General features: G+C 64.3%; 20 protein-coding genes. 11 read left to right on the top strand and 9 right to left on the bottom strand.

Annotated features, from left to right (window positions below; translation table 11 throughout):
* Positions 1 to 35 precede the first annotated feature (35 nt).
* Positions 36 to 2528 carry a heavy metal translocating P-type ATPase gene (locus C5N93_RS25015; protein ID WP_242561363.1) on the top strand — a complete coding sequence of 831 codons (2493 nt, stop codon included), beginning with the start codon at positions 36 to 38 and terminating at the stop codon, positions 2526 to 2528.
* A gap of 41 nt (positions 2529 to 2569) precedes the next feature.
* On the opposite strand, the gene C5N93_RS25010 is transcribed toward C5N93_RS25015, so the two are convergent.
* The gene (locus C5N93_RS25010; protein WP_242561362.1) at positions 2570 to 3484 is read right to left on the bottom strand and encodes a CHAD domain-containing protein; all 915 of its coding nucleotides are present in this window, start codon (positions 3482 to 3484) and stop codon (positions 2570 to 2572) included.
* A 401-nt stretch (positions 3485 to 3885) separates the two neighbouring features.
* Positions 3886 to 4164 (bottom strand): HU family DNA-binding protein, encoded by a 279-nt coding sequence (locus tag C5N93_RS25005; protein WP_044455653.1) that lies wholly within the window; start codon positions 4162 to 4164, stop codon positions 3886 to 3888.
* A gap of 508 nt (positions 4165 to 4672) precedes the next feature.
* Between C5N93_RS25005 and C5N93_RS25000 the strand changes: the two genes are divergently transcribed.
* The 7 genes from C5N93_RS25000 (at position 4673) to C5N93_RS24970 (ending at position 13851) form a co-directional block, all read left to right on the top strand.
* Positions 4673 to 5500, top strand: coding sequence for a phosphodiesterase (locus tag C5N93_RS25000; protein ID WP_242561361.1), 828 nt, complete (start codon positions 4673 to 4675; stop codon positions 5498 to 5500).
* Positions 5501 to 5869: 369 nt separating this feature from the next.
* Positions 5870 to 7315, top strand: coding sequence for a PelD GGDEF domain-containing protein (locus C5N93_RS24995; RefSeq protein ID WP_242561360.1), 1446 nt, complete (start codon positions 5870 to 5872; stop codon positions 7313 to 7315).
* On the top strand, positions 7308 to 8438 hold the full coding sequence (locus C5N93_RS24990) for a lipopolysaccharide N-acetylglucosaminyl transferase (RefSeq protein ID WP_242561359.1): 1131 nt from the start codon (positions 7308 to 7310) through the stop codon (positions 8436 to 8438). The genes C5N93_RS24995 and C5N93_RS24990 overlap by 8 nt, the downstream gene beginning before the upstream one ends.
* 14 nt (positions 8439 to 8452) lie before the next feature.
* Positions 8453 to 10168, top strand: coding sequence for a GT4 family glycosyltransferase PelF (pelF, locus tag C5N93_RS24985; RefSeq protein WP_242561358.1), 1716 nt, complete (start codon positions 8453 to 8455; stop codon positions 10166 to 10168).
* The gene (gene pelG / locus C5N93_RS24980; RefSeq protein WP_242561357.1) at positions 10168 to 11544 is read left to right on the top strand and encodes an exopolysaccharide Pel transporter PelG; all 1377 of its coding nucleotides are present in this window, start codon (positions 10168 to 10170) and stop codon (positions 11542 to 11544) included. Before pelF ends, pelG begins: the two co-directional genes overlap by 1 nt.
* A gap of 197 nt (positions 11545 to 11741) precedes the next feature.
* The gene (gene galE / locus C5N93_RS24975; RefSeq protein WP_242561356.1) at positions 11742 to 12764 is read left to right on the top strand and encodes a UDP-glucose 4-epimerase GalE; all 1023 of its coding nucleotides are present in this window, start codon (positions 11742 to 11744) and stop codon (positions 12762 to 12764) included.
* A gap of 316 nt (positions 12765 to 13080) precedes the next feature.
* The gene (locus tag C5N93_RS24970) at positions 13081 to 13851 is read left to right on the top strand and encodes a ferredoxin--NADP reductase (protein ID WP_069343885.1); all 771 of its coding nucleotides are present in this window, start codon (positions 13081 to 13083) and stop codon (positions 13849 to 13851) included.
* A 108-nt stretch (positions 13852 to 13959) separates the two neighbouring features.
* Here C5N93_RS24970 and C5N93_RS24965 read toward each other — a convergent pair whose 3' ends face one another.
* The 7 genes from C5N93_RS24965 to C5N93_RS24935 all read right to left on the bottom strand — a co-directional run bounded on the left by C5N93_RS24965 (position 13960) and on the right by C5N93_RS24935 (position 22852).
* Complete coding sequence (locus C5N93_RS24965; RefSeq protein WP_242561355.1) at positions 13960 to 16185, bottom strand: TonB-dependent siderophore receptor; 2226 nt, start codon at positions 16183 to 16185, stop codon at positions 13960 to 13962.
* 135 nt (positions 16186 to 16320) lie between these two features.
* Positions 16321 to 17979 (bottom strand): PepSY-associated TM helix domain-containing protein, encoded by a 1659-nt coding sequence (locus C5N93_RS24960; RefSeq protein WP_242561354.1) that lies wholly within the window; start codon positions 17977 to 17979, stop codon positions 16321 to 16323.
* A 10-nt stretch (positions 17980 to 17989) separates the two neighbouring features.
* On the bottom strand, positions 17990 to 18244 hold the full coding sequence (locus tag C5N93_RS24955; RefSeq protein WP_139133319.1) for a hypothetical protein: 255 nt from the start codon (positions 18242 to 18244) through the stop codon (positions 17990 to 17992).
* Positions 18234 to 18512 carry a hypothetical protein gene (locus C5N93_RS24950; RefSeq protein WP_242561353.1) on the bottom strand — a complete coding sequence of 93 codons (279 nt, stop codon included), beginning with the start codon at positions 18510 to 18512 and terminating at the stop codon, positions 18234 to 18236. The genes C5N93_RS24955 and C5N93_RS24950 overlap by 11 nt, the downstream gene beginning before the upstream one ends.
* A 373-nt stretch (positions 18513 to 18885) precedes the next feature.
* Positions 18886 to 20049, bottom strand: coding sequence for a fatty acid desaturase (locus tag C5N93_RS24945; protein ID WP_242561352.1), 1164 nt, complete (start codon positions 20047 to 20049; stop codon positions 18886 to 18888).
* Between the two features lie 204 nt (positions 20050 to 20253).
* The gene (locus tag C5N93_RS24940) at positions 20254 to 20547 is read right to left on the bottom strand and encodes a helix-turn-helix domain-containing protein (protein ID WP_242561351.1); all 294 of its coding nucleotides are present in this window, start codon (positions 20545 to 20547) and stop codon (positions 20254 to 20256) included.
* Positions 20540 to 22852: an FdhF/YdeP family oxidoreductase gene (locus C5N93_RS24935; protein WP_242561350.1), complete on the bottom strand. Its 2313-nt coding sequence runs from the start codon at positions 22850 to 22852 to the stop codon at positions 20540 to 20542. The genes C5N93_RS24940 and C5N93_RS24935 overlap by 8 nt, the downstream gene beginning before the upstream one ends.
* 234 nt (positions 22853 to 23086) lie before the next feature.
* Here C5N93_RS24935 and C5N93_RS24930 point away from each other — a divergent pair, with 234 nt between their 5' ends.
* The 3 genes from C5N93_RS24930 to C5N93_RS24920 all read left to right on the top strand — a co-directional run bounded on the left by C5N93_RS24930 (position 23087) and on the right by C5N93_RS24920 (position 26540).
* The gene (locus C5N93_RS24930) at positions 23087 to 24160 is read left to right on the top strand and encodes a substrate-binding domain-containing protein (protein WP_242561349.1); all 1074 of its coding nucleotides are present in this window, start codon (positions 23087 to 23089) and stop codon (positions 24158 to 24160) included.
* A gap of 258 nt (positions 24161 to 24418) precedes the next feature.
* The gene (locus C5N93_RS24925; protein WP_242561348.1) at positions 24419 to 24907 is read left to right on the top strand and encodes an NAD(P)H-dependent oxidoreductase subunit E; all 489 of its coding nucleotides are present in this window, start codon (positions 24419 to 24421) and stop codon (positions 24905 to 24907) included.
* On the top strand, positions 24900 to 26540 hold the full coding sequence (locus C5N93_RS24920) for a formate dehydrogenase beta subunit (RefSeq protein WP_242561347.1): 1641 nt from the start codon (positions 24900 to 24902) through the stop codon (positions 26538 to 26540). Before C5N93_RS24925 ends, C5N93_RS24920 begins: the two co-directional genes overlap by 8 nt.
* Positions 26541 to 26584 lie beyond the last annotated feature (44 nt).

Genomic DNA, 26584 nt, shown 5'->3' with positions numbered 1-26584 from the left:
GAAGGGTAACACGAATCATGTAACCAGGAGTTCACATGTCCAACCCCTCGGATTCGGTCCGTCTGGCGGGCGCGACGGCGGTGCAGCGCAAGATGCCCGGCCAGACGAACGTGCCCGATCAGCCGCCGTGCTGCGATCACGGGCACTCGCACGGGCACGAGCCCCAAGCCCGCTCGACATCTCATTCCCATGGCGATGCCCACGATCACGCGCAAGGCCGCGATCATGGTCACGACCACGACCACGACCACGACCACGACCACGCGCACACGCATGTCGATGGCGCGGCTTCCCACATGCATGGCGGGACGTCGTGTTGCGCAGGTGCGGCAAGTCTCGCGCCCCCTGAGCCGGTGCCGGACAACGGTGCACCGCAAGCGCGTTTTCGTATCGATCAGATGGATTGCCCGACGGAAGAGCGTCTGATTCGCGATCAGCTCGAACGTCAACCGGGCATCGATGCCCTGTATTTCAATCTGCTCAAGCGAGAATTGACGGTCGTTTTCGACGCACAGGCCTCCGCCGCAGACATTGCCCGTCAGAGCGACGCGGCTGCGCAGACGCTTCGCAAACTGGGTATGACGCCTGTGCCGTTGACCGGTGCCAACGCCAACGCGGCACCGCCGCCGGCGAGTCGCAAGCGTGACGTCGCAGGCCTCATCGCGGGCGGCGTGCTGGCCGCTGCGAGCGAAATTGCGGTCTGGTCGGGGGTGCCGGAGCATAGCCCCTGGGTCGGCGCGATGGTGGTCGCGGCCATTCTGGCTTGCGGTCTGCCGACGCTCAAGAAGGGCTGGATCGCGCTGCGTCACTTCACGCTCAACATCCACTTCCTGATGTCGTTGGCCGTGACCGGTGCGATGCTCATCGGCCAGTGGCCCGAAGCCGCAATGGTGATCGTGCTCTTCGCGTTGTCCGAAAAGCTCGAAGCGGCGTCGCTGACCCGTGCCCGCCGCGCCGTCGAGGCGCTTATGCGACTGGCGCCGGATCAGGCGTCGGTCGAGCAGGCCGACGGCAGTTGGGCGGACGTGCCTGCGGCATCGCTGGCCGTCGGCTCGCGCGTGCGTGCCCGACCGGGTGAACGGATTGCGATCGACGGCGTGATCGAGCAGGGCAGTTCTGCCTTGAATCAGGCGTCGATCACCGGCGAGAGTGTGCCGGTCGACAAGACCGTGGGCGACGACGTCTTCGCAGGCAGCATCAACGAAAGCGGTCTGATCGTGTATCGCACGAGCGTGGCGCCCGGCGATACCACGCTGGCGCGCATCGTGCGAATCGTCGAGACCGCGCAGCAGCAACGTTCGCCGACACAGCGTTTCGTCGACAAGTTCTCGCGCATCTACACCCCGGTCGTCGTGCTTTGCGCCTTGCTGGTGGCGCTGGTGCCGCCGTTGGCGTTCGGTCTGGCGTGGGCGCCGTGGATCTACAAGGCGCTTGTGATGCTCGTGATCGCCTGTCCGTGTGCGCTGGTGATTTCCACGCCGGTCACCGTTGTGAGCGGCCTGACGGCGGCGGCGCGCGCCGGGATTCTGATCAAGGGTGGGGCGTTTCTGGAGAGCGGGCGTCTGATTCAAACCGTCGCGCTGGACAAGACCGGGACGCTCACGCGCGGTGAGCCGAAACTGACGGATGTCGTGCCCCTGGGCGAGACGTCGCGCGATGAGGCGCTGAGGCTGGCCGCAGCGCTAGATGCACAGACGACCCACCCGATTGCCCGCGCGGTTGTCGATGGCTATGCACAGTCGGCGCAGTCGGCGCAGGCAGCATCAGGCGCGTTGCCGCCGGTCACCGGTTTTGAAGCGCTGCCGGGCATGGGCGTGAAGGGGCGCGTCGGTCAGACGCTGTACTACCTTGGCAATCACCGCCTGATCGAATCGCTCGGTGTGTGCAATGCCAATGTCGAAGCGGAACTGGCGCGTCTCGAAGCGCAGGCTCGCACCGCGATCGTGCTGGCCAGTGAAACGCAGGCGCTGGCGGTGCTCGCCGTGGCCGACACCTTGCGTGAGGAGAGCCGGGAGGCGATTGCGCGACTCGCAAAGATGGGTGTCAGAACCGTGATGCTGACGGGCGACAATCGGGCGACTGCGCAAGTGATCGGTGAGCAGGCCGGTGTTACCGACGTGCGTGCCGAGATGCTGCCCGAGGATAAATGGCAGGCGGTGTCGTCGCTGCGCGAAACGTATGGTCACGTGGGGATGGTGGGCGACGGCATCAACGATGCGCCAGCCCTTGCAGCCGCCGACGTCGGGTTTGCGATGGGTGTGACGGGCACCGACAGCGCGCTTGAAACGGCGGATGTGACGTTGATGGACGACGATTTGCGCAAACTGCCGGCGTTCCTTGCGCTGTCGAAACGTTCGGCAACGGTGCTCAAGCAGAACATTGCGGCGGCGCTGGCGATCAAGGCCGTCTTCTTCACGCTGGCGATCGTGGGATTGGCCTCGCTCTGGATGGCGGTGTTCGCCGACGTCGGCGCCAGTCTGCTGGTGATCGCGAACGGTATGCGCCTGCTGCGCATGAAAGTGGCGTGAAAGCGGCCGCGGCTGATTTTGGTTTATGGCCGAGGTGACGCTTAATCCCGACGCATGCCACGCTCGAGCGCGTGGGCGTCGGGCAACTGGCACAGAGCGTGTGCCGCCCGGCTGGTGGCATTGACGATGATCGTGTCCAGACGCCCCGTGAGCTTGTCGCGTTGCTCGGCGGCAATCGGTACATCCTCGAGAACACGCTGGGCGACGACGGCATCGTTGAGATGGCCGAGCAACGTTTGCGCAGCCCGCAACGTGTTCTGATAGGGCGTACGAATCGATTTGCGCATCCAGGGCGTCAACGCTTCGGCACTGTAGCGCGCCTGTTTGATCTTCACGCGCAACGCATGCAATTGCCCCGTATCGAGCATGGCCATCTGTCGACAATCGGGAAATAGCGCAATATAGCGTTCGCGAAGCACATTGTGCGCATGCTTCGTGAGCGCCCGGGGCCGTTTGCCGGGCGTACGAGCGGGGCGTCGCAATGCTTTCGCCGCCCGAGCATCGGCGCGGCCGTCATCCCGAATTCCGAAAGCCTCGATCAGCAGCGCATGCAGTGCGCATTGTCGTTCGCTGGTCAGCGCCAGCGCAGCCTGCTCGCGCGCGTCGCTGCGAAGCCTGGAGAGATGGGCATCGATCGCGATCCAGTCGACGTCCGGGTATTCGAGGCGAAGTGCGGGAAGTGTCTCGCCAGTCAGAACGTCGGCGTCGCGTGCCGGCCCCATCGAATGGCCGAGCCATCGCAACTCCGCTTTCAGTCGACGATGCCAGCGAGGCTTCAGCCATGGGGAAAAGACATCGATCAACGCGCGCAGACGACGTGTCGCAATGCGCAACTGATGCACCGCTTCCGGGGGAATGTCTTCAACGCCACTGGTGTCTGCCGACGCTTGCGGCAATGCGGGCCAATGCGCCAGTGGCGCGGCGGCGAGGGTCACTAACAGGCGGGATGCCGACATTCGACGCATTCGTGCAGCGCCGGGCATTGCAACGTCTTCTGTAGCGCCAGTGCCGAGGGCCGAGCGTGCTTCAGAGGAGGCTTGGGAGGCGATGGGGGAGGCGGCGGTAGCCGCTATCGGCGCGCGTGTCATGTCACGCAACATAGCATAACTGCGCGGGGTCGCAGCGCCGTGAGGTTTGCGTCATGTCAACCTGAGTCAACACCGCGTCGCGGGCGCCCGGTTTCCGAGAATCGGTGCGCAGGCCACCCGCGAGGCACGCAGCGTCACATCAGTCGTGGACCTCGGAAGAGGATGACGTGACGCCTTCTCATTGCTGCGCACTACCCGATGTGAAAACGGGCGCAAATGCGAGCAAAAAAGATAGGCCGACCCGGAGGCCGGCCTGCGCGCAACTGGTTTTACTTCTTGTTCACGGCGTCCTTGAACGCCTTGCCAGCCGTGAACTTCACGGTCTTGGCTGCCGGGATCTTGATCGCTTCGCCGGTCTTCGGGTTGCGGCCGGTACGCGCAGCACGCTTGCCCGAACCGAACGAGCCGAAGCCGATCAACTGGACTGCATCACCCTTCGCGACAGCCTTCTTGATGACTTCGATCAGCGTGTCGATGGTCTCGCCAGTCTGAGCCTTGCTTGCACCCGTTTGGCCGGCGACGGCGTCGATCAGTTCCTGTTTGTTCATGTGTGTTTCCCTTGAGAGGTGGTGAATACCGGCGACAACTCTAACACTTTCGCCATTTGACGAGTGTCGGTGTTGTATCCGCGCCATAAGGCACGCGGCACACGCCAGAATGTCGCCTTCGCGATACGTCACGTAAACATGATCCGAAGAGGGTTTCCGTGACATATCGAGAGGGCTCCGGCACTGGCCGGGCAGCCGCATTATAGAGCCTTCGGCAGGCTGTGGGCCAGTCCTGACAACGGTTTGCGGCGATTTTGTTGTGCGACGCCCCGTACTTTCTTGTTCTTGATGATAAAACCCCGGTAACTGCGGGCATCTCCGGTCATACCTCCTCGCAATCCCTTGCTGGGCGGGCTTTGGGAGTTTCCCTAGCCTTTTGGGGCTTGCGCATGCGGGTGTCTTTTGGTTGCGATTTACGGCGAGTTTCGGGTGGACGTCTAAAATTCATTCGGGTGTCATCTCCGATGGCTAGCTTTGCGGCGCCGTTAGCCATCAAGGAATTCCCGCCATGCTGCTCTGCCAGATCACCGATCTCCACGTCACGCGTCCCGGCGCGCTGGCTTGCGGTCGTGTCGACACGGCGCTTGCCCTGCGTCGGGCGATCGCCACGATCAACCGCTGGACACCGCGCCCCGACGCGGTCATCGCCACCGGCGACCTGATCGATACACCGCATCTATCGGAATACGAAGCACTTCGCGAATGTCTCTCGGCACTCGACATTCCGTTGTATCTGGTCGTCGGCAATCACGATCATCGTGCAGGGCTGCGCGACGCGTTTCCGGATCATGCTTACCTGCGCAGCGGTGGCGAATTCGTTCAGTACCGTATCGATCTGGGACCGGTCACTGTTTTGGCCCTCGATACACAAGATCCGCCAGGCGCCGGCGGGCACTTGTGCGAGACGCGGCTGCACTGGCTCGACGAACAGCTTCGCGCCTGCGAAGGCCGCCCCACGATCATCGCGATGCATCATCCGCCGTTCGACACGGGCATCGAGTTCATGGACGGCTATGGCCTGTCGGCGCAGGGCCGGGCGGGCTTCGCGCGCGTGGCGTCGCGCTACCGCCACATCGAGCGAGTGATCTGCGGGCATCTGCATCGCAGCATTCAGGCGAGCGTGGAGGGCGCCCCCGGCATCATGGCGAGTACGTGCGTGTCGACCGCGCATCAGATCACGCTGGGCCTCACGCCAGGGGCGCCCGGATCGATCACGCTCGAACCGCCCGGCTTCGCCATGCACCTATGGAAGCCGGGGGCTGGTGTGCGTACCCATCTGGCCTATGTCGGACCCTTCGACGGGCCGTACACCTTCGAAGGTAAATCGGTATCCTGAAGGATTCATGCGGGTTGGCGGCACGAAAAATAGGGGACGAAAGTAGGACTCGGCGTGTGTAAAGTGCATTCCCATCAAACAGACGAGATCAGTTCGGATCAGCAGTCAAAGGCCGTCCCGGCATGCAGCATTCGCGGGACGGGAACGACGGATCTTTCCAAAAGAACTGTCGATCCGTGGCCCCGACCCAGGCATGAATGAAAAGGCCGGGCAGGGCACCTTCTGATAACGGGGAATCATGCAGACCGCCATCGCGCAATCCTTGCGCGTTCGCCCGCATTGCGCGGGCATATCGATGGCTTGCGATCGCGCGGCGTGCGGTAGTCGGCACGCGGGTACCCGGTTGAACCCCATTTCCGCGAACGCCACGTGACTGCCGCCACGCCCAACGACGCCGATTCGGCGAGCGCATCGTCTTCCTCCGGTTCCACCACATTGCCGCCCAAGGCCGCGCGCGTTCGCCGCTCGCAACCGCTCGGCAATCTCGGTCGCTGGGGGCGGCGGGTTGCACCTGCGATTGCGCGTCCCTTCGCACTGCTGGAGGTCCTGAGCCTCACGTTGCTTGCCTTATTGATCGCCTGGCGTCTGCGCCCCGACGATCCGTTACTGCTCGGCACTCAGTTCCCGTGGCTGTGGCTCGTCGTGCTCGTGGCGGCATTGCGTTACGGGTCGCTCGCCGGCGCCGCCGGCGGGGCGACGCTCATGGCGGCGTGGCATGTCCTGTACGGTCATGCAGGCGGCGCGTTCCCCATGGCGCATTTCGCCGGTGGCATGACGATGGCGCTCATCGCCGGCCATTTCTGCGACATCTGGTCACATCGGGCGCATCGCTCGCAGGGCATTAATGCCTACTACAGCGATCGTCTCGTGGCGATCACGCACAACCATTACCTCTTGCGCGTCTCGCACGAGCGTCTGGAGCGCGACTTGCTGGCGCGTCCGGTGACGTTGCGCGATGCGCTCACCCGTCTGCGCGACCTCACCGTTCGCCGTTCGGCCGATGTGTACGGCGCACCCGGTGGATTGCCGAATGCGCAACCGATGCTCGAATTCGCCGCGCTCACCTGTCAGATCGAAGTGGCTTCGCTGTTCTCCGTGCGCGGTGGTCGCCTGAGCGCGACGCCCATCGCCCGCGTCGGCGAGGGCTTCGAGCCCGACGCACAGGACCCGCTCGTGCGCCACTGTCTGAGCGAAGGCACGCTGGCACACGTCAAGGCCGACGACACCGCCGGCGACAGCAGCCCTTATCTCGCGTGTGCACCGTTGATGGACGCTGACGGCGCACTCTCCAGCGTACTGATCGTGCGCCGCATGCCTTTCCTGGCGCTCAACCACGACAATCTCCAGTTGTTGCTGGTGCTGCTCGCTTACTACGCGGACGGCGTAGCCCATCAGCCCTTGGTGGCGGGGGTGAGGGCGTCCGTGCCGCAAGCGCCGTACGACTTTGCGCTAGAACTGGGGCGTCTCGCACGGCTCAAGCGCGCGAGCGGCATCGAGTCGTCGCTGGTGGCGCTGGCTTTCCCCCGTGGCGCGAGAGGCGACTCGTTGTTCGAGCAGACGGTGCGTCAGCGCCGCGCGCTGGACGCTCTGTGGACCATCGGCACGCCGCGCAAGCAGATCGCCATCGCGTTGATGCCGATTACGGACGAGCATGGTATCGACGGGTACCTGATGCGCGTCGAGACACTGCTGCGCCAGCAATACGACGTCGACTTCCAGAGCGGGCATATCGCCGTGCATACCGCCCATATCGATGCGGACGCCCCCGGCGACGGGCTGCTCAAACTGATGGAGCGTTGCGTCGACCATGCCTGAGCGTACGACGGAACGCAGCGCCGCGAAACCTGCCTGGCGGCTAAGGCAGAACGGGGCTGCGCGCGGCATTCGCCTCTTGCAATGGGTGCTGACGCTGGCCCTTGCCGTGCTCGCCGCCACGGCGCAGTGGCAGGCCGTGCGCCTGGTGTTGCAAGGCGACGCCTGGGGCGTGCCCGCCGTCACGTCGGACGCCATGCCGTATGTGCTGGCCTGGCAGGCCGTCGCGGGCCTGTTCGCCGGCGCATTCATGACATTCGCGTTGCCGTCCGGCTACCGCGATCGGCGCGGCGTGTTCTGGCACATCGCGCTGGTGACGTTTTTCCTGCCGGTGGCGGGCATGGTCGTTGTGATGGGCGTGTTGGCGATGGGCTATCTGTTTCCGTCGCCACGCGAGATGCCGAGCGCAGGGCGGGTGGCGGCGCCCGGGTTCGTTTCCCATCTGGTGACGCGTGTCCGGCACGGTGCGGGCATGCGCCTGCGTGCGCGACTGCGCAACGTGCAGGGCGAGCGCGACGACCGGGTGGCGGCGTTGATCTCGGTGCAGGCGCTGCCATCGCGGGTGACGAGCGAGATCGCACGCGACCTGCTCGGCGACCCGGTCGAGGAGGTGCGTTTGTTGGCGTACGGCATTCTCGACGGGATGGAGAAGCGCATCATGCAGCAGATCTTCGCCATGCGCGACCGATACACGGCCGCTGAGGACGACGATGAGCGTGCCCATGCCTGCGTGCGTCTCGCGCAGCTTTACTGGGAGTTGATTTACCAGAACCTGGTGCGCGGCGAGGTGCTGCGTTTCACGCTGGAGCGCGTGGAGCAATTCGCGCGAGAGGCGCTGGAGCAGCACGAAGACGACGCCTCCATGTGGTACTTGCTGGGTCGTTGCGCGCTGCTGCGAGAGAGCCCCGACGTGGCCGAGATGCACCTGCGTCAGGCGCAGTTCCACAGCTTCCCGACCGAGCGTCTGCTGCCGTGGCTGGCCGAAGCGGCGTTTCAGAAGCGTCGCTACGACCGCGTGTCGTATCTGCTGGGCGGACTGGGTGCCGGTGTGACGGGGGCCAAAGGCGCGGCCAGTGCCACGGCTTCGCCGGTCGTGCAACCCGCCGTACGTTTCTGGACACGATGAGCGAGATGACCACCATGACCGCATCTCGTCACCACGATATGCCCGAGCGCCCCCCCTCCCGTCGCACGACGGTGGCGGATGTCGCTCTCCTGCTCGAAGGCACGTTCCCTTACGTGCGTGGCGGCGTATCGTCGTGGGTCGACCAACTCATCCGCGCCTTTCCGGACCTGACGTTCGCCGTGGTTTTCATCGGCAGCCGCCGGAGTGACTACGGTGCGCCCGTGTATCCGATGCCGCCGAACGTGACCCATTTCGAGGCGCATTACCTATACGAGACGTCCACGGCATTGCCGGACTCGGCGGCGCGGCCCGAAATGCGCGGCGGTGGGCCCACGTCCACCCACGGAAAGTCGAAAGGGTCGAATGCTGACGACGCCGACGCATTTGCCCGGGTCGCCCGCTTGCACGATCTGTTTCGTCAGCGTTACGAAGGGGCGGCGGGTGGAGGCGAGACGGCGGAGTCCATGCGCGTGGACGGATTGCGCAGCATGCTCGAACATCTTCTGCCGATGCTGCGCGACGGCGAACCGCTCTCGCAGCCGACGTTTGCGCACAGCGAGCGATCATGGGAGTTCATCACGCAGCGATACGAGCGTTTCTGTCATGACCCGTCGTTCACCGACTACTTCTGGACGATCCGGGCGATGCACAAACCGATCTGGCAACTCGCGCGGATCGCCGCCGACATGCCCGCCGCGAAGATGTACCACACGGTGTCCACGGGATATGCCGGGCTATTGGGTGCGATGCTGCGCATGGCGACGGGACGCGCGCTGCTGGTGACCGAGCACGGCAGTTATACGAAGGAGCGCAAGCTCGATCTGCTGCAAAGCGAATGGCTGCGTGACAACCGTGGCCCCTTCGAGCGCGACATCTCTCGCGTGGGTTACTTCCAGAATCTCTGGATGCGGTTCTTCGAGGCCATTGGCCGCGTTTGCTACGACACGGCGGACGACATCGTGTCGCTGTACGAGGGCAGCCGTCAGCGGCAGATCGCAGACGGGGCGCCCGCGCACAAGACACGCAGTATCGCCAACGGCGTGGACATTGCCCGCTTTGCGGCACTCAGAGCGACGCATCGCGAGCGGGCCGACATTCCGCCGGTCGTCGCCTTGATCGGGCGTGTGGTACCGGTCAAGGACATCAAGACCTTCTTGCGCGCGGTGTTTCTGGCTTACCGCGCCCGTCCGGACGTGCAGGGCTGGATCGTCGGGCCGGACACCGAAGACCGGGCCTATGCGCAGGAATGCCGCGACCTCGCGGCCAGTCTGGGGATGGAGCATCAGGTGAAGTTCATGGGATATCGCGCCGTCGAATCGGTGCTGCCGCAGATCGGCGTGCTCGCGTTGTCGTCCGTCTCCGAGGCTTTGCCGCTGGTCATGCTCGAAGCGGCGGCTGCCGGGGTGCCGGTGGTGGCAACGGACGTCGGCGCATGTCGTCAACTGATCGAAGGCAACGATCCAGAGGATCGGGCGCTCGGACGCTCGGGACGCATCGTGCCGATGGCCGAGCCGGAGGCGCTCGCCGCCGCCATCGTCGAGGTGCTGGAGCCCGATGCGTGGCATGCGGCCAGCCGCGCGGGCATCGCCCGTGTCGAGCGGTCGTACCGGCTCGATACCCTGCGCGACGCCTACCGTGCGTTGTACCGGCAGTGGACGACCGACGATGCCGCAAACGCTGGAGGCGCTGAACATGCCGGGCGCGCGTCCGGCGCGGAGGGCGAGCGCTGATGGCCGGGATCGGTTTTGAGTTGAGGCGTCTGCTGCGCAGCGATACGCTCTCGGGCACCTTTGCCGCCTACAGTTATGCGGGCATCATCAGCGCCGGGCCGCTGGTGCTGTCGATGGTCGGTGTGGTGCTCGTCGGTCTGATGAGTCTTGCGCAAGTGCATCCGCAATCGGTGTTGACGCAGTTTCAGGTGTCGGTGACGTATCTGATCGCGTCGAGCGTGATCGTCACCGGACTGATTCAACTGGCCTTCACCCGGTATTTGAGCGATCGCCTGTTCGCGGGCGAGCCGCAGGCCGTCATGCCGTCTTTCAACGCCGTGACACTGGTCACGACTGTCGTGCTCGGCGGCATCGGTCTGCTCCTCTCGCAGACCCTCTTTGCCGACCAGCCGCTGGCGTACCGGTGGCTGATGTGGATGGGATTCGTGCTGCTCGGCAATCTGTGGATCGTGGTGCTGTTCCTCACCAGTGTGAAGCAGTACCGCGTGATTCTCGGTATCTTCTGCGCCGGCTACAGCCTGACGGTGATCTGCGCAGTGCTGCTGGGGCGGTATGGCCTCACGGGCCTGCTGGGCGGTTTCGTCATCGGCCACACGGCATTGCTGCTCGGCTTTACCGTCGTCGTCGCCCGGAATTACCGCGCGTCCACGTGGCTCTCGTGGGCGGTGTTCGTGCCGCGCAATCTTCGTCTGTCGCTCGTGGCGGTCGGCGTTTGCTTCGGGCTGGGGATCTGGATCGACAAGCTGATGTTCTGGTGGTGGCCGGCTACGGGGATGAACGTCATCGGTCCGTTGCGCGCGGCACCGGTCTATGACCTGCCGGTATTCCTTTCGTACCTCTGCGTGATTCCCGGCATGGCGGTGTTCCTGCTGCGTATCGAGACGGATTTTGCGGAAGCCTATACGGGCTTTTTCGACGCGGTGCGACGCGGCGGCACGCTACGCCAGATCTCGGCGTCGCGTGTGTTGATGGTGCGTGCGGTGCGTACCGGACTGTTCGAGATTCTGAAGGTGCAGGCCGTGGTGACGCTGCTCGTCTTCGCGTTCGGCGACGATTTACTCCGTTGGGTGGGCGTTCCCGCCGGATGGCAAGCGTTGCTGCGCATCGACGTCATCTCGGCCGGGTTGCAAGTCCTGTTGCTCGGCGTGCTCAATGTGCTGTTTTATCTTGACCGGCGGCGCGACGTGTTGCTGCTGACCTCGCTATTGGTAGTGCTCAACGCCCTGTTGACATGGGGGAGTCTGCACTACGGGCCGGCGTCGTACGGATATGGCTTTGCACTGGCCCTGTCATGTGTCCTGGGGCTCGGCGCGTACCGGCTGTCGAGGCGTCTCGCAGCGCTCGAATACGACACGTACATGCGCCCGCATGCCTGAAATATCGGGGGGCGACGGGCTCGCTCGATGGTGTTCGCCCATCGTCCGCCCATCGTTCTTCCATATCTCCCGCGCCAATGGCGTGTCACGGACGACCGGAGTAAGATGCCGGCTCTCGCGATCAAAACGCGCCGCGAATCGTTGTACACATTGCGTGCATTCGGGCCACGTCCAGCGGGCGTCGCCAAGGCATTTTCATGAAGAATCAGGGCACCATTCTCGTTACCGGCGGGGCCGGCTATATCGGCTCGCACACGTGCGTCGAACTGCTGGCGAGCGGCTATGACGTCGTCATCCTGGACAATCTCTGCAACAGTCACCGCGACGCGGTCGAGCGCATCGGCCGTATTGCCGGTCGCGCGCCCGTGTTCGTCGAAGGCGATGCGTGTTCGGCGAGCGTCATGGAAGACGTTTTCACGCGTTACCGTATCGACGGCGTGATCCACTTTGCCGCGCTGAAGTCCATCGGCGAATCACTCGAGAAGCCGTCTCTTTATTACCGCAACAATCTGGGCAGCTTGCTCACGCTCATCGAGACGATGGATCGTCACGATATGCGGCATCTGGTGTTCAGTTCATCGGCGGCCGTCTACGGCAATCAGGCGACCGTGCCCGTCGACGAGACGGCGGCGCTTGCGACGGCCAACCCGTACGGCCATACCAAGCTCATGGCCGAGCAGATTCTCACCGACACGGCCAAATCGGATCCTCGCTGGCGCATCGGCGTGCTGCGGTACTTTAATCCGGTCGGTGCGCACGAGAGCGGGCTGATCGGAGAGGATCCGGGCGTCACCCCGAACAACCTGATGCCGTTCGTCGCGCAGGTCGCCGTTGGCAAACAGCCGTTACTCAAGGTGTATGGCGGCGATTGGCCGACGCCCGACGGCACCGGGGTGCGCGACTACATTCATGTGGTGGATCTGGCGCGGGGGCATCTGTCGGCGCTGGCGGGCCTGCATGCGCTCGACGCGGGGTTCACCGTGAATCTGGGCACCGGGGCAGGGAGCAGCGTGCTGGATGTCGTGCGGGCGTTCGAGGCGGCCAGTGGCCGTCCGGTGCCGTACGAGATCGTCGAGCGCCGCTCGGGCGACATCGGTGTCTCCTATGCCAACCCGGCCCGCGCTCGGGCGTTGCTGGGCTGGCAGGCGCAGTACGATCTGGCGCAGATGTGCGCGGATCAATGGCGCTGGCAGCATCGCAACCCGGACGGCTATCGCTGATCCGGCGTCGCCTGTGTCCATGGGCGCGCCATTGCGCGCGGCCCGGGCAGCCCCACCTGATATACCCCTCGGGCATATCGATATGCCTTAAATGACTCAGGGGACAAATGAAAGCTATTCCCAATTGGGGTAAAATGGTGGGGTTTTCCCGTCCATAACCGATAGTGCGTATACCTGATGCGCCTGGAGTTCTGGCATCAGGGCCGTCAGGGATGGCCCGCGAGCGCGTCTTTCTGGCGATTCCGGCCGACATCGTTGTGTTTGTCGGTTTCGTCGAAGCGCAATGTCGCCGGCCTCCGTCACACGTCAAGTCAATATGAGCATTCAGAATCAACAAACCGTGTTGGAAGTCCATCACTGGACCGACACGCTGTTCAGCTTCAAGACCACTCGCGACGCTTCGTTCCGTTACGTCAATGGCCAGTTCACCATGATCGGGCTGGAAGTGGATGGCAAGCCGCTGCTGCGCGCCTACAGCATGGCGAGCGCGAATTACGAGGAAGAGCTGGAGTTCCTGAGCATCAAGGTGCAGGATGGTCCGCTGACCTCGCGTCTGCAAAACATCAAGCCGGGCGACAAGGTGATCGTGGGCCGCAAGCCGACGGGCACGCTCATCGACGACAACCTCCTGCCGGGCAAGAACCTGTATCTGCTCTCGACGGGCACGGGTCTCGCGCCGTTCATGAGCATCATCCGCGACCCGGAAGTCTACGATCGCTACGAGCACATCATTCTGGTGCACGGCTGCCGCTTCACTAGCGAACTGGCCTACCGTGACCTGATCACGCAGCATCTGCCGGAGCATGAGTATCTGGGCGAGTACATCCGCGATAAGCTGATCTACTACCCGACGGTCACGCGTGAAGAGTTCGAGAATCAGGGCCGTATCACGGAGCTGGTCGAGTCGGGCAAGATCTTCACGGACATCGGTCTGCCGGAGTTCTCGCCGGAAAATGACCGCGTGATGCTGTGCGGCAGCCCGGCCATGCTCAAGGACACCCGCGAGCTGCTGGAAAAGCGCGGCTTCGTCGAAGGTCACAACCACGCACCGGGGCACTATCTGGTCGAGCGCGCATTTGTCGGCTAATCCATTCGGTTAGACCGTTCGAATGTTGTCGTAAAGAGATGCAGGAAAAGGCCGCTCATCGAGCGGCCTTTTTCGTTGTGTCTATCCTGCCGGTCTTTCAGGCGCCGATCAGAAATCTATCGTGGCGCTGGCGAGGAACGTGCGGGTGGAGCCCGGCAGTACGAAGCCGTTGTACGTGGTCGTCCAGTAGTGCTTGTCCGTCACGTTGTTGATCGCGGCACGGAACACCACGGACTTGCCTGCGACACGCGTTGCGTACTTCGCCGACAAATCGATGGTGGTGTACGACGGGATCGAGAGCGTGTTGGCGGCGTCGACCGCCTGATCGCCGGTCACCTTGACGCCCGCTGCCACGGTCAGCCCGCGCACGAACGGGGTGTCGTACTCGACACGGCCCGTCACGACGTAACGCGGCGCGGCGAAGATGCGCTTGCCTGCGACTGCCGGATCGTCGACGTTCACGGCCTTCGTGTTGAGCAGCAGCACGCCACCCATCACGCGCCAGTCGTGCGCGATGCGTACCCAACCGCTGGCGTCCAGCCCCTGAAAGCGTTGCGTGCCGTCCTGCACGAAGAAGTTAGCCTGATTCGTGTAGCCATAGCCGCGCTCGACACGGAACAGGGCCAGATTCGCGCCCCACGATTGCTTGTCCGCCTTCCAGCCCACTTCGTATTGCTTGCTCTTGAGCGGACCGTACGTCTGAGGATAGTTGCTGTCGGTGATGCTCGCCGAGCCCCCCGGTTCCAGCGATTCGACATAGCTTGCATACGCGGTCGAATCATTGTCCGTCTTGTACATCAGCGCGAGCGTCGGCGTGACGGGCTTGGCCTGATAGGCGGTCGTCGTCTGGGCGTTGACGTCGTACAGGGCGTCGTTGAACTGCGTGTAGCGCAGGCCGACGAGCGCGGAGATGCGCGACGTGATGCCCACGGTATCGCTGGCGTACACCGCACGTTGCGAAATCTTCTCGCTGCGGTACGGTTGGTAATCCAGCCCGATGTCCTGATTCGGCAACAGTGACGGGTTGTAGATGTTGCTCGTGCCAAGCGAGATACCGTTGCCGCCGAGCCCGTTGTCGTTGAGCTTCACCTGGCTCTGATAGGCAACGCCGAACACCACGTCGTGGCTGAACGGGCCGGTGTTGAATTTGCCCTGCATCATGGCGTCCCACGCCTGATAGTAGTAGGCCGTTTTCCACTTGTACTGCGTGTCGGCGTAGTCGCCGGCCGGGTTCATCACGTAGAGGAAGCTGTCGCCGTTCAGACGGTTCTGGCGTGCGAAGCGATACTTGAAGTTCGCTTTCCACTGATCGTTGATGCGGTAGTCGAGGCCGGTGCCGGCGGTGAGCGCATCGGTTTCGTAGTACGTGAAGGGCTGGGCCAGATTGCGGGCGACCTTGTTGGCGTCGGGCACCGCACCGGCGCCGCCGAAGCTCATGCCGAACAGCGTGCCGGTCGTCTGACGCTTCCAGTACGCCACGTCCGCCGACCAGGTCAGATCGGGCGTGATGCGGAAATCGGTCGCGAACGAGATCGTCTTGCGACGCACGTGGTTGTTCGGCTCGGCCGTATTGCCTTCTTCGTTGACGAGATTCAGGCGGTAACCAAAGCGATTGTCGGGGCCGAAACGACCGCCGAGATCGAGCTTCTGGCTCCACACGTTGCTGGCTTCATAGCCGACCGAGAACTGACGCAGCGGCTCGTCCGTCGGGCGCTTCAGCACGTAGTTCACGATGCCGCCGGGCGCGCCGAAGCCGTACATGAAGCCGGACAAGCCTTTGAGCAGTTCGACCTGTTCGAACGGTTCGAGCGGGATGTCCGCTTGCCAGGACACGAAGTTCTGGCCGTCGATCTTGGTGCCGTCGAGCATGTCCACGCGCATGCCGCGCACCGCGAAGTACGAGTTCTCGTTGCGTTTGTTCTCGGAGAGCGTGGTGACGGCGGGGTCCCACTTGAAGGCGTCCGTCGCCGTTTGCGCCATCTGATTCCTGATCTGCTCGCTGTTCACGCCGACGACCGAGAACGGCGTGTCGACCGCGCGCCGTGTGCCCAGCGCGCCGCTCGACACGCGTTCCACCTTCACGTCGTCGTCGCGGTTGCTCGACACGGTCGTCGCCGGCAACGCGGCGGTGTCTTTTACGGCGGCGGCTTCCGGTTGGGCGTTGGACGTCTGTGGCGTCTGCTGCGCATGGGCCGCGCCGGAGACGAGCGTCAACGACGCCGCGCAGATCGCGAACACGCCGGCAACGGCGCGTGTGATGGACGAAGGCGTGAGGTCATGCGCAGCATACGGACGAACGGATCCGCGCCCTGCGAGCGGGCGGTATTGCAACATCGGTAAATCTCCCTGTTTTTACGCGCCGCGTGCCGGCGCGTCCTGTCGTGAAGCGATTTCGTGTAAAGCGATCTTTTATTTATGTGGGGAAGCTTGCGGTGGAGGCGATGCGCTCCACCGCGAACGCACGCGTCATCAACTGCGTGCGGGATTCGACTGCTCGGGCAGCGCTGTTGTGAGGGTGTTGTGGCGCTCGGTTTGCGTCGGCGCGTCGGTGTTGGTGGATGTGGACGACTTCGCCGTCTGCGCGGCGCTCGCGTCGGCCATCGGATAGGCCCAGACGCTGTTCGGATCGCCGCGACGCGCGCGACGCCACGTCGCACGGGCGAACAACGCAAAGATCACGGCGCTCACGAGTGCGATCAGGTCGACGCCCGCGAGCACCCAGTCGCCATCGGTGAGCGTGCGCACGAGGTTGTCGGCGGTGAACACAGCATCGGCGACAGGAATGGCGAGACAGGTGACGGCCGTCGCGATCAGCAATGCGGTGGCAGCCACGGCTGGCGCCGTGAGCGCGGCGAACACCATCGACAGCGCCAGGGTGACGACAAAGATCGACAGCGCGCTCGCGCCGGGAGCGATCACCGCGCCGACGAACGCCACGGCCATCCCGAGACACGTGCCCAGGAACACGCCCGCCGTGGCCTTCGCCATCCACCGCAGATTCGCGGGCTGAAGGGCGGTATTGCGTTTGCGGCGCGATTCGAGCCAGAGCAGATTGCCGCTGTAGACGAGCACCGCGCCCATCAGGCCGAGGATGAAGTACACCCAGCGCATGACGTCGCCGGCGAAGTTACCGAAGTGCGCGCCATAGATCATGCTGAGCACGGCATGGTTCGTATCGCGTACGCCCGGGCTGTGCTGGCCGACGATCTCGCCGTCGTTCAGACGCACGGCCACCGCAGCGAACACGCCGAGCGAATCGCTGGCTTCGCCGTAGACCTCTGCGACTGCGTCGGGCTGGCCGTAGCGCGACCAGGCAACCGCCGTCGTTTCCATGTCAGGCGCAGCATGCGCTGCACGGGCGAGTATCGCCTGAAGGTCGAGCGGCTTGCCGTCGACCGGCGCGATCTTCGCGGGCACCGAGCCCGTCATCTGCAAGAACTGCGGCGCCAGCTTGTTCTCGAACGTCACCACGTTAAAGGCCATCATCAGCGGCAGGCTCAGGCACAGCAACGCGCCCGTGAGTGCGAAGACGATGTGAAACGGCAGGCTCAGTACGCCAATGGCGTTGTGCGCGTCTTGCCAGAAGCGTTTGAGGTTGCGTCCCGGGCGCAGCGCAAAGATGTCGCGCGTGACGCGCGGCAGGTGCACGATCACGCCGGAGATGAGCGCCATGCCGTAAAACAGCGACACCACGCCCATCAGATACAGGCCGTAGGTCGGAACGGACAGCGAGTAGTGCAGCGCATTGACGGTGTTCGACAGGCCGGGGCGCGCGTCGCCGATGATGAGCGACGTCGCCGTGCCATCTGCATTCAGGCGCAGTCTCGCCTGCATCCATTCGCCATCCGGCTGCAGCCAGTAAGCGAAAGGCACGGGCGAGTGGCTGGGCAGGACCACACCCATCTGTTCGCGCGCTGCCGGGTACTGCGCACGCACCATCTCGGCGAGCTGTTCGGTCTGGGCGAGCGAGAGCGGGGCATGACGCGTTGCCGGTTGCTCCCAGCGTTCGATCTCGTGATGAAAGACGGTCAGGGCGCCGCCGAGCATGGCGACGAACAGGGCGAAACCGGCCACGATGCCGGCCCACGTGTGGACGCTGAGGTACTGACGAAGGGTTTGAGCGCGCATCGGGCGATCCTTACCAGACGGCGCGCGCCAACAGCAGCGCGGCCCAGGCGACGACGGTGGTGGCGCCCATGCCGATCCACGCGCGTGTCGCGGTGCGGCTCGCGAAGACCACGGCAAACAGACCGAGCCATACGAGCGGGAAGAGGGCGATGACGGGAATGACGGCGGTTTGCCAGCCGGCAGGCGTCATGTAGGCGATGGCGCCGCACAGTGCCATGGCGGCAAAAAAGCCGGGGACGAGGCCTGCGAACGTTCTACTCCACATGGGCGTCTCCCCGCAGCCAATGCCAGCCGCCTGCGGCATACGGCCAGAACAGCAAGCCGAAGCACAGCGACATGAAGGCCGACGCGATGCCCGCCGACGCGCCGGCGGCGATCCACCAGCAGACGAGGCTGACAAGGGCCGCGATCAGCGCGATCGCGCGCGCGGGCTGCGCGGCCAGACGTTGCGTGCGCAATCGCTGGTGTTCGGACGTGAGGTAGCAGGCACCGCCTGCGAGCCATGCCAGTGCAATGGCCAATGCAATCAACATGCTTGGGTCGTGCGGAAAAATCGTTGAAAAATGAAGCTTTGCCAACGTCGGATGCCATCCCTTCGACAAACGAAAACGCCGCCTCTGGGGCGACGTGGCTGGCGATGCAAATCAAAAACGGTTCCGGTCAGGCCCGACCGATGACGCCCGCTGGACATCCTTCGGTATTCTCAGGGCGCTTGATGAAGTAAACCAACGTAAACGTTAACGAAAACGATTCGCATTTATAGCACGATTCGGACAAATCCCGAAACAATCCGTCCGAAATCCCGGATATACGAGTGACGCGTGGCGTGCAGACAACGACAAGGTGAGGTGTCGTTGTCTATCAGGCTTGCTGAGATGATGCGTCGTATGTTCGTCGGGCCTGCGCTCAGGACGCGCGAGCGGCGTCGGCGACGAGACTGCTGGTCGGCAAGGGGCCATGAAACTGGCGGACGATCGCGTGCCAGTAGGGAATCACCGGCCCGGACGTGGGCTGTGCTGCATCGATTTCCGGCAGCAGATGCCAGGGGGCGGTCGGGTACTGATGGTGCACGCGGTGCAGGTGATGATTGAGCACCAGCAAGCGGCCGAGCGCCGGCGCATGGAAGTTGCGCGAGCGGGCTGGCTCGTCCATCGTCACGCCGAAGTGCGGCAGATTGTCGGCAATGGAGAGCCAGACGCCGCGCGCGACGAACGTCGCCACGAACACGGGCCACCAGGGGCCGTAAGCCCACAGCGCCAGACCGAGTGCGACGAGCAGGATCAGAAAGTCTCGCTGAATCCGGCGGCGACGCACCGGATCGGAGGCGAACATCACCACGCGGCGACGCACGTCGTCGTCTTGCGGGTCGGCGCCGAGCGCGCGCAATGCCAGCGCAGGCAGGCGCTTGGCCGGGATCCACGCGATCAGCGGTGCGAACAGTTCCGTGAGCCACATGCCGCCGAGCAGGCGCGACTGATAGCTGAACCAGCGCCGCACGCGCTGTGCGCGCGGCGCGTCGGCCGGCAGCGTCGAGATGTCGGGCTGGTCATAGGGTTGACGGGTGAACCGATGGTGCATCAGATGCCCGAATCGCATGATCTCGAAGGGCAGCCCGAGGAAGAAGGAGAGCGTGCGGCCGGTGCGTTCGTTGGCGCGCGGCTTGAGGCGCAACTGACCGTGAATGGACTCGTGAATCAGCCCCCAGTGCATGGGCGTGAGGAGCAGCACGGGAAGCAGCGACAGCGCTGCGAAGCCGCCCCATTGGCGCAATGCGTAGCCGAGTCCGAGCCATTGCCAGAGGCCGGCGAGCGCCGTCAGACCGATCAGCCAGGGATTCCAGTGCGATGGTTTGGCGTGGCGCCATAGCGCGGGCGATGGCATGGCGTCGCTCGTCAGTGTGGCACCGACTGACGGTGTTGCCCCGGCGGTGGCGGGAGACGAGGGGCAGGGGGAGGCCGAAGAAGCGAGGGGGGCGAGGGAAGCCGGGGGAGTGGCGGATGGCGCGACGGCAGGTGCGGCTGAGGGCGTGACAGCATCGATCCCGGCCGGGCGCGCAACGACGTTCTCCATGAGGTCTCCGTGACGTAACGTGACTGAAAGCAGCGTGCAACGAAATAACGCAAGGGGGCATGCCGGGCGTCATTCGATGCGATGCGACGCGCTCCGGCACGTGGCGACGAGAGTGTATGTCGCTCTGCGGGAAGGGAATATGTCAGTCGTGTTGCAGCGCCTTACTTTCGTAGCATTTCCGTCATGTGCTACATCGGCGAAGGGCTATTGCGAGTCGTCGGACGTGCTCAGGCTGTCCAGTTGAGCGACGCCGGCCGCCGTGAGCCGAACCAGTTGCAGGCCGCGCTCACCGTCTTCGAGCGAGACCCATCCCGCTTCCGTCAGCACGCTGAGGTAGCGTAACAACGCGCTCATCGGCAACGTACTGCGCTTGGCCAGGCGCGCGAGCGACAGCGACTCGCGGCCTTCTTGCCGACCATCGGCCAACGTTTGCAGCAGGCGAGCGAGGTCCTGCTCGGCCTGCGCCAGATCGTTGTCGTGTGCCGGGGCGTCAGCCAAGGCGGCGCTCCAGCAGCACGGGGACCGACTTCGACGTCGGCGTGCCGGCGCCGTCCGCGATGGCGTCGAGCGGCACGAGCCCGTTGGTCTCGGGGTAGTACGCGGCGATGCTGCCGCGCGGAATGTCGTAGGCGACGAGCAGGAAGTCGTCGGCGCGACGGGCAATGCCGTCGTTCCACACGCCGACGAGGTCGACCCGCTCACCAGCCCGCAGACCCAGCGCGTCCATATCCTCGACATTGACGAAGACGACGCGCCGCTGCCCGAATACGCCGCGATACCGGTCGTTGAGACCGTAAATCGTGGTGTTGTACTGGTCGTGCGAGCGGATGGTGGCAAGTTGCAGCACTTCGGCGCCCCGTGCGCCCGCCTGTCGGCGTGCCACGTCGATGGGGAGCTCGTCCGGGAGCGGATGCGTGGTGAAGTTCGCGCGGGCGTTGGCCGTCGTCCATTGACGCTCCGACGGCGGCACCGGCAGACGGAAGCCGCCCGGATGCCGCACGCGGCGATTGAATCCGGCGAAGTCGTCGAACGTGGCGGCGATGGCGTCGCGAATACGGTCGTAGTCTTGTGTGTACCAGTGCCAGTCGTCATGCCCGCCGAGCGCGCGGCCCATGGTGGCTTGCGCAATGCCGGCGACGATGGCGGGCTCCGAGCGCAGATGCTCCGAGGCCGGTGCGTTGATCCCGTAAGAGAGATGCACCATGCTCATCGAGTCTTCGACCGTCACACCCTGCACCGTCCCGTCCTGCATGTCGATTTCCGTGCGACCGAGGCACGGCAGAATCAGTGCGTCGCGTCCGTGCACGAGGTGACTGCGATTGAGCTTCGTCGCCACGTGCACGGTCAGATCGCATTGGCGCAGACCTTCCCACGTACGCGGCGTGTCGGGCGTGGCCATCGCGAAATTGCCGCCCATGCCGATGAAGACCTTGATGCGTCCGGTAAGCATGGCCGAGATCGTGTCGACGACCCCCAGACCCTCGTGACGCGGAGGCGCGAAGTCGAACACCTCGGCGATCCGGTCGAGGAAGGCCGCCGACGGCTTTTCGTTGATGCCGACGGTGCGGTCGCCCTGCACGTTGCTATGTCCGCGCACGGGGCACAGGCCGGCGCCCGGGCGGCCGATGTTGCCGCGCAGGAGCATCAGGTTGACGATCATCTGGATCGTGGCCACGGCCTGCTTGTGTTGCGTGATGCCCATGCCCCACGTGGCGATCACACGCTCGCCGCGCAGGTAGACGTCTGCGATCTGGGACATCTGTGCCTGCGACACGCCGGAGGCACGTTCGAGATCGTCCCAGCGTTCGGCGCGCACGTCGGCGGCGAAGTCGTCGAAACCGTGGGTGTGTTCGGCGATGAAGGCGTCGTCCAGCAGGGCCGGCGCGCCGTTGGCTCGCGCCTCGGCGTCGCGCTCCAGCACGTGCTTGATGATGCCCTTCACGAACGCGAAGTCGCCGCCGCTGGCCGGAGTGACGTAATGTCCGCTGATGGCCGTACCGCCCATACTCAGCATCTCGCCGGGACTTTGCGGGTCGGCAAAGCGCTCCAGACCGCGTTCGTGCAGCAGATTGATCGAGACGATCGTAGCGCCCCGTTTGGCCGCTTCGCGAAGCTCGCCGAGCATGCGCGGATGGTTGGTGCCCGGGTTCTGACCGAAGAGCAGCAACGTGTCCGCCTGCTCGAAGTCTTCGAGTGTGACGGTGCCTTTACCGATGCCTACGACCGGCGGCAAGCCCACGCTCGTCGGCTCGTGACACATGTTCGAGCAGTCGGGGAAGTTGTTCGTGCCGTACTGACGTACGAACAGTTGGTACAGGAATGCCGCTTCGTTGCTGGTGCGTCCCGACGTGTAGAACGCGGCCTGATCCGGATCGGGCAGGGCGCGCAGATGCTCGCCGATCATGGCGAATGCGGCGTCCCAGGCGATCGGCAGATAGCGGTCGGTGGCGGCGTCGTAGCGCATCGGGTGCGTGAGGCGGCCGAAGCCTTCGAGCGTGTAGTCATCGAGTTCGAGAAGCTCGGTCACGCTGCGTGTGGCGAAAAACTCGGGTGTGACGCGGCGCTTCGTCGCTTCGGCGGCGACTGCCTTGGCCCCGTTCTCGCAGAACTCGAACGTCGACGCATGCTCCCGGTCCGGCCAGGCACAGCCCGGACAGTCGAAACCGCTGGGCTGGTTCGCGCTGAGTAGCGTGCGCGCGCCTTTGAGGGGAATGCCTTGGGTGACGAGCTGGATAGCGACGTTCTTGAGCGCGCCCCAACCGCCGGCGGGGCGGTCGTACGGGGCAATTTTCGGGGCAGACATGACGCGGGTTCCGACAGAGGTTGGTCGGCATGCCGTGAGGCCTTGTGGGTACACGGTAGCCAAGGGAAACATTTCACGTCAAATAGGCAAATTGATGCATAATTGCAGCATGTTGCACCGAGAGATTCCTGTCGGTGCCAATGCAGAGATGCCTGTTAAATCGACGTTTGTAGGCATCTTATCAGGAATTTGCATAGATTGATTTATGCAATGAATAGCATATAAGGTGACTCCATGAAGCGTATCTCCATCGCGCCGCAATTGCGGTTTCGGCATGACGGCGCCGACGTGCCCCTCGACAAGGTGTTGTCCCTGCTCACGGAAGTCCAGACGCATGGCAACCTGCAAGCGGCCAGTCAGGTGCTCGGGCAGTCGTATCGGGGCGCCTGGGGGCATGTCAAAGAGGTCGAGTCGCTTATGGGTGCCCCGTTGCTGACGATGGCCCGTGGGCGCGGCGCCGTGCTCACGCCGCTGGCACAGCGGCTGTTGTGGGGGCAGAAGCGCTTGCAGGCACGGCTCGGGCCGTTGCTGGAGACGATGGCGTCCGAATTGCAAACGGAACTCGACGACTTGCTGCTTCAGGAAACCGGTCAGTTGCGACTGTTTGCCAGTCACGGTCTGGCTGTGGCGGCGCTCGTGGATTTCGCGGGGCGGGCCGGTTTGCCGATCGATGTCAGCTATCGCGGCAGCATTGAAGCCATTGCCGCCCTAGCCAAGCACGAGTGCGAGGTCGCGAGTTTTCACGTTCCTATCGGCGCGCTTGCGGAGCCGGTGCTCGATCAATATGTGCCGTTGCTCAAGGGCAAGGCGTATCGCGTGGCGGATGTCGCTTCCCGCCGCCTCGGTTTGCTCGTCGCACGCGGCAATCCGCTGGGCATTCACGCGCTTGCCGATCTGCCGCGCACCGGCGCGCGATTCGCGAACCGTGAGCGCGGCTCGGGGACCCGCATCATCTTCGACTTGTTGCTGGCGCGTGACGGCATCGATCCCTCCACCGTGGCCGGTGCAGAGAATATCGAGTTCACGCACGCGGCTGTGGCGGCCTACATTGCCAGCGGTCGGGCGGATGCCGGTCTGGCCATCGAAGCGGCCGCGAGTCAGTTCGGACTCGATTTCATCCCCATTCTTACCGAGCGCTATTGCCTGATGTTCCCCGAGAGCGGTAGCGACTCGCCGCACCTTCAGGGGTTGCTGGAAATCCTTCAGAGCGGCGAGTATCGGCAAGCCGTTCATGCGATTCCCGGATACAGCGAAGGTGCGACCGGGAGAGTGACGTCGTTGTCGGAGGCCTTTCCGTCGTTGGGTTGAAATTTCATATGTAATTATTTGCATATTGGTTGCGCGAGCTTTTGCACGAGCAAACGCCCGTGCCGCATGGCTTGGGCGTTCGCGGCATGTTGCTGTGCGTCGAGTTTGATCGGCGATAGCTATCAGTGTTTCCACGAGGCTTGTTGCGACGGGGTGTTTGGACTAATGTCCTAAGTACTGAGCCCCCAAAAGACAGTTCGTCATCATATGCAAACAAGAACATATGAGACGTTGTCTTGCCCCAGGAGACAATTCGAGATGGTGCCCACACCTCATGCGACGCTCGCGCCGCTGCTGGCTCGCCACGCCGGCCGCGCGCACGAGCTGTTGCCGTTGCTGCACGCGTTGCAGGACAGCGAGGGCTATGTCGACCCGGCGCACGTGCCGGCGATCGCCACGGCCCTGAACCTTTCTCGCGCCGAAGTCCACGGCGTCATCACGTTCTATCACCATTTCCGTAGTACCCCGCCTGCCGCCACCGTGGTGCAGATTTGCCGTGCGGAAGCGTGTCGCAGCCGCGACGGCGAAGCGCTCGTCGCGCATGTCGAGGCATGTACCGGTGCGCGTATCGATGGTGACCCGTGTAGCGGCGTGGCCGTGGAGTCGGTCTACTGCCTCGGCCAGTGTGCGTTGTCGCCGGCCATGATCGTCAACGGCGAGCTGCATGCACGTGTCACGCCGGCACGCTTCGATGCTGTGCTGGCATCGGTCGCTGTGTCGGGCGGCAAGGAGGGACGTCATGACTGATCTGGCGACGAAGACGCCTTATCGGCTCTACATCCCCCGCGATTCGGCGGCATTGGCGTTGGGGGCCGACACGCTGGCCACAGCGGTGAGCGCCGAAGCGGCCCGACGCGGTATTGCCGTCGATATCGTCCGTAACGGTTCGCGCGGCCTGTTCTGGCTGGAGCCGCTGGTGGAAGTGGCGACACCGTCCGGGCGCATCGGCTACAGCAACGTGCAGGCGGCACAGGTGGCCGCGCTGTTCGACAGCGGCTGGCCCGCCTGCGCGGCGCAGGATGGCAAGCGGGAGACCTCGGGCGACGACCCCGAGGGAAGCTGGGACGCTGCGATGCCCGCGTGCGTGGGGCGCGTCGAGGACATCCCGTATCTGGCGAAGCAGCAACGGCTGACGTTCGCTCGCGTTGGCATCACCGATCCGCTGGATCCGGCCGATTACGTGGCGCACGGCGGACTTGCGGGTCTTCGCGCCTGTCTCGCGCTCGACGCGGAAGCCGCCTGTCAGACGGTGCTCGATTCTGGGTTGCGCGGACGCGGCGGCGCAGCCTTCCCGGCCGGTATCAAATGGCGCACGGTCAGCCGCGCCGAAGCGAAGCAAAAGTACGTCGTCTGTAATGCAGACGAAGGCGATTCGGGCACGTTTGCCGACCGGCTCATCATGGAGAGCGATCCGTTCGTCCTCATCGAAGGGATGGCCATTGCAGCGCTGAGTGTGGGGGCCACCGAAGGCATCGTGTACGTGCGCAGCGAATATCCCCACGCCATTGCGATGCTCGAAGCGGCCATTGCGGTGGCGCATCGCGAAGGTTGGCTCGGGGCGGATGTGCTCGGCTCGGGCCGCGCCTGCGAGCTGCGCGTGGCAAAAGCGGCGGGGGCATATATCTGCGGTGAGGAAACGGCGCTGCTCGAAAGCCTTGAAGGCAAGCGCGGCGTGGTGCGCGCCAAGCCGCCGATTCCTGCGCTGTCCGGTCTCTTCGGGCAACCGACGCTCATCAACAACGTGATTACGCTCGCCAGCGTGCCGTACATCTTCGCGCACGGCGCGCAGACCTATCGTGAATTCGGGATGGGGCGCTCGCAAGGCACGCTGCCGGTGCAACTGGCGGGCAACATCCGTCACGGCGGGTTGGTGGAACTGGCGTTCGGTGTGACGCTGCGCACGCTGCTCGATGAATTCGGCGGCGGCACCGCGAGCGGACGTCCCGCCAAGGCGATTCAGGTCGGTGGCCCGCTGGGGGCGTATTTGCCCGATGCGCAGTGGGATTTGCCGATGGATTACGAAGCGTATGCGGCTGTCGGCGCTGTCGTGGGGCACGGTGGCGTAGTCGTTCACGACGACACGGCCGATATGGCGGGGCTGGCGAGTTACGCGATGGCGTTCTGCGCGCACGAGTCCTGTGGCAAATGCACGCCGTGCCGTATCGGTTCGACGCGAGGCGTGGAGGTCATCGAGCGCATCCGGCGCGGCGATACGTCGTCGCGTCAGGTGACGTTGCTGCACGACCTCTGCGACACGATGGTGTCGGGTTCGCTGTGCGCGATGGGCGGCATGACGCCGTTCCCCGTGCGCTCGGCGCTCGAACATTTCCCGGCGGATTTCGGTCTGCCCGATGGCGCGGGATGCGCCGAAGCGGCCTGATGTCGGACTGACATCCATTCGCCGCCCCAAGAGGAGGACAACAC

The sequence above is a fragment of the Pandoraea sp. LA3 genome (assembly GCF_022696215.1).
Classification (GTDB): Bacteria; Pseudomonadota; Gammaproteobacteria; order Burkholderiales; family Burkholderiaceae; genus Pandoraea; species Pandoraea capi.
The sequence above is the reverse complement of the archived record's forward strand: the minus strand, read 5'-3'. Positions and strand labels throughout refer to the sequence as shown.

What these genes read in the sequence shown, in the direction of transcription:
- C5N93_RS25015 (WP_242561363.1), top strand. Translation starts at nt 36, where the DNA reads ATGTCCAACCCCTCGGATTCGGTCCGTCTGGCGGGCGCGACGGCGGTG.
- C5N93_RS25010 (WP_242561362.1), bottom strand. Translation starts at nt 3,484, where the DNA reads ATGTCGGCATCCCGCCTGTTAGTGACCCTCGCCGCCGCGCCACTGGCG.
- C5N93_RS25005 (WP_044455653.1), bottom strand. Translation starts at nt 4,164, where the DNA reads ATGAACAAACAGGAACTGATCGACGCCGTCGCCGGCCAAACGGGTGCA.
- C5N93_RS25000 (WP_242561361.1), top strand. Translation starts at nt 4,673, where the DNA reads ATGCTGCTCTGCCAGATCACCGATCTCCACGTCACGCGTCCCGGCGCG.
- C5N93_RS24990 (WP_242561359.1), top strand. Translation starts at nt 7,308, where the DNA reads ATGCCTGAGCGTACGACGGAACGCAGCGCCGCGAAACCTGCCTGGCGG.
- pelF (WP_242561358.1), top strand. Translation starts at nt 8,453, where the DNA reads ATGACCGCATCTCGTCACCACGATATGCCCGAGCGCCCCCCCTCCCGT.
- pelG (WP_242561357.1), top strand. Translation starts at nt 10,168, where the DNA reads ATGGCCGGGATCGGTTTTGAGTTGAGGCGTCTGCTGCGCAGCGATACG.
- galE (WP_242561356.1), top strand. Translation starts at nt 11,742, where the DNA reads ATGAAGAATCAGGGCACCATTCTCGTTACCGGCGGGGCCGGCTATATC.
- C5N93_RS24970 (WP_069343885.1), top strand. Translation starts at nt 13,081, where the DNA reads ATGAGCATTCAGAATCAACAAACCGTGTTGGAAGTCCATCACTGGACC.
- C5N93_RS24965 (WP_242561355.1), bottom strand. Translation starts at nt 16,185, where the DNA reads ATGTTGCAATACCGCCCGCTCGCAGGGCGCGGATCCGTTCGTCCGTAT.
- C5N93_RS24960 (WP_242561354.1), bottom strand. Translation starts at nt 17,979, where the DNA reads ATGCGCGCTCAAACCCTTCGTCAGTACCTCAGCGTCCACACGTGGGCC.
- C5N93_RS24955 (WP_139133319.1), bottom strand. Translation starts at nt 18,244, where the DNA reads ATGTGGAGTAGAACGTTCGCAGGCCTCGTCCCCGGCTTTTTTGCCGCC.
- C5N93_RS24950 (WP_242561353.1), bottom strand. Translation starts at nt 18,512, where the DNA reads ATGTTGATTGCATTGGCCATTGCACTGGCATGGCTCGCAGGCGGTGCC.
- C5N93_RS24945 (WP_242561352.1), bottom strand. Translation starts at nt 20,049, where the DNA reads ATGGAGAACGTCGTTGCGCGCCCGGCCGGGATCGATGCTGTCACGCCC.
- C5N93_RS24935 (WP_242561350.1), bottom strand. Translation starts at nt 22,852, where the DNA reads ATGTCTGCCCCGAAAATTGCCCCGTACGACCGCCCCGCCGGCGGTTGG.
- C5N93_RS24930 (WP_242561349.1), top strand. Translation starts at nt 23,087, where the DNA reads ATGAAGCGTATCTCCATCGCGCCGCAATTGCGGTTTCGGCATGACGGC.
- C5N93_RS24925 (WP_242561348.1), top strand. Translation starts at nt 24,419, where the DNA reads ATGGTGCCCACACCTCATGCGACGCTCGCGCCGCTGCTGGCTCGCCAC.
- C5N93_RS24920 (WP_242561347.1), top strand. Translation starts at nt 24,900, where the DNA reads ATGACTGATCTGGCGACGAAGACGCCTTATCGGCTCTACATCCCCCGC.